This is a genomic window from Tahibacter caeni, from assembly GCF_024609805.1.
Taxonomy (GTDB): Bacteria; Pseudomonadota; Gammaproteobacteria; order Xanthomonadales; family Rhodanobacteraceae; genus Tahibacter; species Tahibacter caeni.
Genome location: NZ_JANFVR010000263.1, coordinates 1 through 6,885, shown reverse-complemented (window position 1 = coordinate 6,885; position 6,885 = coordinate 1). Strand labels below are relative to the sequence as shown.

Genomic DNA, 6,885 nt, shown 5'->3' with positions numbered 1-6,885 from the left:
GCGCCGAGGGTCAGGTTGAAATGCAGGCCGACGCCGAGGCCCGGATGCGCGCGCGCCAGCGCGGCCGCGGCGCCCGCGGCGGCGCCGTTGACGAGCAGGGTGGTGCTCGACAGGCAGCCCGCGGCGAACGCGTCGACGACGGCCGCATTGACGCTGTCGCAGAGGCCGAAGTCGTCGGCATTGACGATGAGCCGCCTCATGCGCGCCCCGCGAACAGCTTGCGCAGGAACAGCAGCGGCTCCATCAGCGCGGGCAGCGGATCGCGGCCGTCGAACACGGCCCAGCTGCGGCCGCTGGCCCGTGCGGCGGCCGCGGTCTGCGGCGCCGGCAGCACGAAGCCGGCACCGTGGCGGCGGTAGAAGCGCGCGGCGGCGAGGTCCTTCAGCGCATAGCGCCAGAGCACGCCGTCGCGCTGTGCCGTGTCCTCGGGCGCGGACTCGCCGCGCAGGTCGCGCGCGCAGGCCGCGGCGATGCGCTTGCCGGCGGCATGGCTCAGCGCGAACCACAGGGTCGGCCGCGGGTTGATCTCGATGATCTTGAGCCGGCCGTCGCGCGGATCGCGCTTGAACTCGGTGCCGCAGATGCCGTGGAAGCCGATGGCGCGCAGGAAGTCCTGCGACAGTTCGCGGGTCTGTGCGCAGTCGGCGCTCAGTGCGAGCGAGGCCGAGCCGAAGCCCGGCGGATACTGGCGCAGCTTGCGCGCGACGAAGCTCTGCTGCGCGCGGCCGGTCGCGTCGACGTAGGCGCCGAACACGGTGATTTCCGATTCGGGGCCCGGCACGATCTCCTGCACGAGCCAGGCGCCGCTGTCGCGCGGCAAGGTCGCAGCCAGGCGCCCGAGGTCTTCGCGCGTCCGCGCGATCAGCAGTTTCGCGCCGCGCAGGAACGGCCGCGCCTTGTGCACGAGAGTCGGCTTGAGCAGGCACGGGCACGGAATGTCCGCGGCCGCGTCGTCGAGCGCCTGCGCATCGGGCAGCAGCCAGACCCCGGGCGTCGCGATGCCGTGGCGCCGGCACAGGGCATGGAAGCGCTGCTTGTCGAGCAGCTCCGCCGCGACGCCGCCGTAGCAGCCGGCGAAGCGGAAGCGTGGCGCGAGCTCGTCGCGGCGCGCGCCGAGCAGTTCGATGTAGTGGTCGTTGGTCGGCAGAAGCAGCGGCGGCGCGGCCTGCGTGTCGGCCAGGCGGTGCAGGCGCGCGATCAGCTCCTCGTCGTCGCGCGCGAGCCAGCTGGTCCGCGCCGCGCGCGAATAGCGCGCGCAGCCGGGACTACGGTCTGCGCCGGCGACCGCATAGCCGGCCGCGTGCAGCTCGCGCAGCGCGTAGAGCCCGGTGGGCGAGAGTCCGAGTACGACGGCGTCGATGCGCATCGGGAGTCCTAGAGCTTCAGCCGCTGCAGCGTGCGGTAGATCGGGCCGCGGCCGTGCACGAACGCGCCGTAGACCATGAAGGTCAGCAGCAGCGGCAGCGCCTGCATGCGCCAGCGGAACATCGCGCCCATGTTCGTCGCCGCCGAGCCGTAGACCGCGAGCAGGCCGAACGCGAACACGGCCAGCGGCAGCGAGGCCTGGCGCGCGTGCTGCCAGCTGCAGCGCAGGCCGCGCACGAGGCTGGGCAGCAGGCAGAGGATCACGAGGATCTCGGGCAAGGCGATGAGCTGGCGCTGGCTGCCGATCTGGGTCAGGTCGACCGAGACGAAGAAGAAATACAGCGCCGCGACGGTGGCGCGCAGGGTCGAGGCGAGGTCCTGGCCCCAGACCGCGGTTTCCGGTGCGGCGAAGAACGCGCCGCTGCCGTGGCTGATAGCGATGCGCGACTGGTTGATGTAGTCGAGATCGAAATAATGCGACTGGCGGATGTAGTCGGCGCCGAACACGCCGAAGCCGGCGAACCAGGTCGCCGCGCCGATCAGCACGACGAGGCCGGCCAGAGTCGCGAGCAGCGGCGCGGTGCGCCGGCCCTCGACCGGCACGTAGCAGATCAGCACGAGGAACAGGCAGACGAAGAACAGGTATTCGCGGATGCCGAGCAGGATCAGCAGCGCGGCCGCCATGCCGGCGAGCGGGCCGGCGCGGAAGCCTTCGCGCAGGCGCACGACCGACAGCACGAGCAGGCTCACGCTGAAGATCGACACCGGGTCCTTGAGCATCAGGCAGGACCAGTAGACGAACGACGGAAAGAACGCGACGAGCAGCGCGACGATGCGCGCGAGCTTTTCCACGCGGTAGACCGCGAGCACGAGGCGGAACACGATCAGCGGCGTCAGCGCGCCGAGCACGATGTTGACGGTCTGGATGTACAGCGGCTCGGGGCCGAGCAGCCAGTAGACCAGGCCGGTGAACTGGAACCAGCCGTTGTCGATCCAGTTCGGCGCGTTGAAGAAGCCGTCGCGCATCTGTTCGGCGATCGCGACGCCTTCGCGGTGGTAGCGCAGCGAATCGGGGCTCAGGCTCAGCTGGCGTATCGCGTCGGTCACCGTGATCAGCGCGACGCCCAGCGCGCGCACGAGCAGGGCGCCGATGAATACGCGCACCAGGAAGCGCCGCGCGGCCGGTCCCGGCAGCGGTCCGGAGGTCGGTGGCAGCGGCGTGACGGCGCGGCGCTGCGGATCGCGGTCGCGCCGCGCGAGCAGCCAGGCCAGCACGAGGCAGCCCAGCGACAGCACGGCGATGGCGATTTCGAGCGTGGTCTCGAACATGTCAGGCCGCCGCGCCGAGGAGCCGCGCGTAGGCCGACGCATAGCGCGCGCAGCCTTCGGCGAGCGAGAAATGGCGTTCGGCCAACGCGCGACAGCGCGCCGCGAGCGCCGGATCCTGCCAGAGCCGCTGCAGGTGATCGAAGCTCTGCGCGCGCGCTTCGGGCGCGAAGTCCGCGAGCACGCAGCCCGCGCCGCCGTCGCCGAGCAGCGCATCGAGATCGCCGATGCCGCGGTTGCCGATGACCGGCACGCCGCAGGCGAGGTATTCGCCGACCTTGGTCGGGCAGCTCGCGAGCTTCGCGAAATGCGGCCGTATGAACGACAGCGCCGCGTCGAAATGCTGGATCCGCGCGGGCACCTGCGCCGGCGGCAGCGCATGCAGCCGCACGCGGTCCTCCGGCACGTCGTGGCGCGCGAGGGTCGCGCGCAGCGGCGTCTCCGCACTGCGCGTGACGAGCTCCAGGCGGCTGTCCGGAAAACGTCGGCGCGCCGCGGCGAACCAGGCGATGACTTCCTCGGGCAGGTATTCCTCGCTGAGCGAACCGACGTAGCCGAACAGCGGCTGCGGCGGCGCCTTCGCGCCGGCCGGGCGGAAGCGGTCGAGGTCGACGCAGGTCGGGATAGTCGCGAGCGGCGGCAGCGGCCCGCCGCGCCAGGCGGAGAAGCTGCCGAGCTCGCGCGCGCCGCGCTCGCTCAGCGAGACGATGTAGTCGCTGTCGCGCAGCACCTGCGCCTCGAGCCGCTTGGCGATGCGATAGACCGCGCCGTCGCCGCGCAGCCGTCCGCGGTAGACCTTCTCGTCGACCCAGAAGCCGCGCAGGTCGTTCAGATACGGCACGCCGCTGCGGCGCTTGAAGCGCTGCGCGATCAGCGCCGGCAGGAAGCTGCGCGCATGCACGAGGCGAAAGCCGTGCCGCGCATGCAGCGCGCGCACCGCGGCGAGGCCGCGGCGCACGTCGAGCAGCGAGGACAGCGGGCCCCAGCCGGCACGGCTGCGCAGCCAGTGCCAGCGTATGCCGTCGGCCGCGAGCGCGGCACGCAGGGCCGCTTCGCGTTCGCCCGCGATAGCCCGGCGTTCGAAGGTCAGCAGGGTGAAGCGCAGCCCCGTCGCGGCGAGCCGGCGCAGATAGGCCAGTACCTGCGATTCCACGAGCGGCTCGCCGATGCCGTTGTAGGACAGGTAGAGCACTTCAGCCGCGGCGGCCATGTCCGGCGACCTCCCGCAGCACGGCGACGAACTGCGGCCCGAGCCGCTCCAGCGAATAGCGTTGCTCGACCTCGGCGCGCGCGGCCGCGGCGATGCGTTCGCGCAGCGCCGCATCGGCGACGAGCCGTTCGAGCGCGGCTTCCCACTCGGCCGGCTCGCGTACGAGGAAGCCGGTCTCGCCGTCGCGGATCAGCTCACAGTTGAAGCCGATGCCGGTGCAGACCGCCGGCACGCCGGCGGCCATGTAGGTGCGCGCCTTGCCGCCGGACTTGCCGAGCGACCATTCCTCCAGCGGCAGCGGCATCAGGCCGACGTCGAACGCGTGCAGGTCGGCGACCTCGCGCGCGTAGTCCCAGGCGCGGTGCTCGACCGGAATCTCCGGATCGGCGAACGCGCCGCCGCCGACGACGAGCAGCCGCAGCTGCGGATGGCGCCGGCACAGCGCGCGCAGCGGCGCGCGCAGCAGCTCGAGGTATTTCTCGGTACTCGGCGAACCGAGCCAGCCGAGCGTCGTCGCCGTGCCTTCGTGCACGGGCCGCCGCGCGCAGCGCGCGAGGTCTTCGGCCACGTGCAGCGTGCGCGCGGCGGCGGCGCCGGCGTCGACGGCGCGCGCGCGCAGCCAGTCGTTGCCGGCCAGCACGCAGTCGACGAGACGCAGGATCTCGCGCGTGCGCGCGCCGCTGCGCAGGGCGTCGGCGAAGCCGTTGTGCGTGCTCGGCTTCACGATGAACAGCGCGTCGTCGTAGTCGAAGATCGTCGGTATGCGCCAGCGCCGGAACAGGCGCTCCATCAGCGGCGGCCCGAGCGGCAGGCATTCGCGCTGCAGGAAGATCAGGTCGTAGCGGCCGCAGCGCCACAGCGCGGCGAGCCGGCGGGCCAGCGCCGCGGCCGCGTGCAGGCTCTTGCGCAGCGCATGGCCCGGGCGCTGGGCCAGCGCATACATGGCAGGGCTCATGAAGCTCTGCACGCGATAGTCGACCCCGGCCGCGTCGAGATAGGGCAGGTACTGGAACACGCGATAGCGGCTGCTCGCGCCGGCCGGCGGATACTTGGTCAGGAACAGCACCTTCATGTCTCGCTCCGCGGCCGCGCGACGGCAGCGAGGAAGTCGGCGAGGCGCTGCGCGTTGCGCCGCGGGTCGTGCTGTTCGTCGGCGTGCTGCCGCGCGCGCGCGGCCATCGCGGCGCGGCGGTCCGGATCGGCGACGAGCGCGCGCAGGGCCTGCTCGAGCCCGTCGAGACTGCCGGGTACCGCGCCGAGTCCGCGTCCTTCGATCAGGCCGCCCGGATCGAAGCGCAGGGACAAGGTCGGCGTGCCCTGCTGCCAGGCCTGGATGAAGTTGTTGCCGAAGCCTTCCGGATCGCAGGTGTGCACGAGCGCCTGCGCGCCGGCCAGAATGCCGTTGACCTCGGCCGGCGTGCGCTGGCCGAGATAGTGGAAGTTCGCCGGCGTGCGCGCCGGGTCGGCGATCCAGGCATAGCGCGGACTGATCACGGCGCCGACGAGCAGGAAGTCGAGGTCGAGATCGGCGCAGCGGCGCGCGAGCTCGACGTAGTCGCCGGGGTTCTTGTAGTCCTTGACCTGCGCGACCCAGGCCACGTAACGCCGCGGCCAGCGGAACGGCACGGCGGCCGTCTCCATCGCGTCGGGAATGTGGATGCGCCGCGCGACCGGCAGGCGCTCGGTGTAGTGCGGATTGAGGCTGACGGCGCCGGCGGCCCAGCGCAGGCCGCTCCAGTTCCAGCGGCTGCGCAGGCGCTGCCAGGCGATCGAGGCGAGCCGCCGCGGCGTCGGCGCCGCATGCTTGCGGTGGTAGCTCCAGGGCTGCACGTCCTGCAGGCTCGAGACGGCGAACACGAGCGGCACGCCGGCCGCGCGCAGCTGGCCGGCCGTGCGGCGTAGCGAGGTCTTGTTGTGGCGCAGATACACGACGTCGGGCGCGGCCTCGTTCAGGAGCTGCGCGAGCGAGGCCGGCGAGCCCGGCGTCCAGCGGCTCAGCGCGTAGACCGTCGTCGCGGCCGCCGGCTCCACGCCGTGGGCGGCGCCGTAGTGCACGGTATGGCCGAGCGAGACAAGTTCGCGCGCGAGCAGGTCGCACTGGATCTCGATGCCGCCGAGCGCGCGGCCGAGGTGCTGGGCGAGGATCAGGATGCGCATGGCTGCGTCGCCGCGAGAACGAGACTGTGCCGGCGCGGCGGCAACTGCGCGACTTCGCGCAGCCGCAGGCGCAGGCCCTGGCGCAGGCGGTACAGCAGCCGGCGCAGCGATCCGGCGCCCGGCGCCGCATTGGTCTCGATCACGTAGAAGTGGCGGTAGCCGCGCAGCGCGAGCTCGGCCAGCACGGCGTTGCCGCCGCCGTCGCCGTCGGCGCGGTTGGCCTCGAACAGCACGAGCGGCTGCTGCGTCTGCAACACGTAGGCGAGACCGCGCAGGGCGGCGAGCTCGTGGCCTTCGATGTCGAGCTTGATCAGGCGCAGCGGCAGTCCGGCCAGCGCCGCCGCGTCGATCACGTCGTCGCCGCGTGCGACCGTGACCGGGAAGCTGCGCGTCGCCGACGCGGCGAGTTCCGCGGTCAGCCCCGAGCGGCCCAGATTGCCCTGCAGGTCCGCGTGGAACCTGCGCTCGCCGGCGCCGTCGCTCAGACCCAGCGCGAGCAGGTGCACGTTGTCGACGCCGTTCATCAGCAGGCTGGCCTGCAGCAGGTGGGTGCAGATCGGGTTCGGCTCGACTGCGACGACGCGCGCGAAGCGGCGCGCGAACCAGAGCGTGTGATTGCCGATGTTCGCGCCCACGTCGACGGCGGCGCCGTCGCGGAACGCCGCGGCGCGGTCGCGCAGGAACACCTCGAACAGGGCCTGCAGCAGCAGGTCCTCGTACCAGCCATGGGCGAGGATCTGCGCGCCGATGTCGTCGTCGGCGAAGCAGGCGATGCGCGGCGCCCCGCGCCGCCGGCGCTGCGCGGCGAGACGGCGCACGCAGCGGCC

Annotated in this window: 7 protein-coding genes; all 7 read right to left on the bottom strand. The window is 72.5% G+C overall.

The window, feature by feature from the left end; genetic code table 11:
* Positions 1 to 200: ChbG/HpnK family deacetylase (locus NON22_RS18130; RefSeq protein WP_257388357.1), on the bottom strand; the 200-nt coding region annotated here is incomplete at its 3' end.
* A complete protein-coding gene (locus NON22_RS18125) occupies positions 197 to 1,366 on the bottom strand; it encodes a carboxylate--amine ligase (protein WP_257388356.1) in 1,170 nt (389 codons plus the stop codon). The genes NON22_RS18125 and NON22_RS18130, both read right to left, overlap by 4 nt.
* 8 nt (positions 1,367 to 1,374) lie before the next feature.
* Positions 1,375 to 2,694, bottom strand: coding sequence for a hypothetical protein (locus NON22_RS18120; protein WP_257388355.1), 1,320 nt, complete (start codon positions 2,692 to 2,694; stop codon positions 1,375 to 1,377).
* A 1-nt stretch (position 2,695) separates the two neighbouring features.
* The gene (locus NON22_RS18115) at positions 2,696 to 3,901 is read right to left on the bottom strand and encodes a glycosyltransferase (RefSeq protein ID WP_257388354.1); all 1,206 of its coding nucleotides are present in this window, start codon (positions 3,899 to 3,901) and stop codon (positions 2,696 to 2,698) included.
* Positions 3,885 to 4,973, bottom strand: a complete 1,089-nt coding sequence (locus NON22_RS18110) for a glycosyltransferase (RefSeq protein WP_257388353.1) — start codon at positions 4,971 to 4,973, stop codon at positions 3,885 to 3,887. Before NON22_RS18110 ends, NON22_RS18115 begins: the two co-directional genes overlap by 17 nt.
* Positions 4,970 to 6,058 (bottom strand): glycosyltransferase family 4 protein, encoded by a 1,089-nt coding sequence (locus tag NON22_RS18105; RefSeq protein WP_257388352.1) that lies wholly within the window; start codon positions 6,056 to 6,058, stop codon positions 4,970 to 4,972. Before NON22_RS18105 ends, NON22_RS18110 begins: the two co-directional genes overlap by 4 nt.
* On the bottom strand, positions 6,046 to 6,885 hold an 840-nt coding region (locus NON22_RS18100), incomplete at its 5' end, for an FkbM family methyltransferase (protein ID WP_257388351.1). The genes NON22_RS18105 and NON22_RS18100, both read right to left, overlap by 13 nt.